Source organism: Microseira wollei NIES-4236 (genome assembly GCF_020521235.1).
Lineage (GTDB): Bacteria > Cyanobacteriota > Cyanobacteriia > Cyanobacteriales > Aerosakkonemataceae > Microseira > Microseira wollei.
This window is the reverse complement of the sequence record NZ_BLAY01000504.1, coordinates 1-678: the sequence shown is the minus strand read 5'-3', so window position 1 is coordinate 678 and position 678 is coordinate 1. Positions and strand designations below refer to the sequence as shown.

Here is a 678-nt window from a genome sequence, read left to right as displayed (position 1 = left end):
GTTTACTTTCAAAAAGCCCTGGAACTGAATCCCAACTTTGAGGAAGTTTATACTAGTTTACGAGAAATTTATGACAGTCAGCAGAAGTTATAACGGATTGCAGCCGTACCTCATACGGCTCGTTTGTCAAGCGCGCACGCTTGACAAACGAGAGCCAAAAGGCTTTCCCTAGACGAGCTGGCAATCCGCTGGAAACAAGGCAGCAGCATCTGCTCGGCAGGCCCACTATAACGAATACAGAACCTAGTTAAAAGTGAAGGGGAAAATAAAAATGAAAAAAAGCCAAAAGTCTAACCGGAAAAAAGAAATTAATCTTGTGGAATCATCGGTGCAATCTCTGCTAAAAAAAGCTGTGGAGCAACATGAGTCAGGGAAATTATATCCAGCTGAAAATCTCTACAAACAGGTAGTAAAAATTCTACCAAATCATCTGAACGCTTACGTGGCATTAGCAGAAATATTGCAAGCGGAAAATAAATTAGCCGAGGCTATAGAAGCTTATAAAAAAGTTTTAAAACTCCAGCCAAATAACCAGATAGCTGTTGTAGCAATTAACAATTTGGGAAATGCCTTCAAGGAAAAAGGCAAGTTAGATGAAGCAGTAGAATACTACCAGCAAGCCTTAAAGATAAAACCTGACGCTGATGTTTATAACAACTTAGCAACGACCCTCTCCGA

General features: G+C 40.3%; 1 protein-coding gene. It reads left to right on the top strand.

Translation table 11 applies throughout. From position 1 onward, the window contains the following. Positions 1-271: 271 nt before the first annotated feature. Positions 272-678: tetratricopeptide repeat protein (locus tag MiSe_RS49555; protein WP_226594963.1), on the top strand; the 407-nt coding region annotated here is incomplete at its 3' end.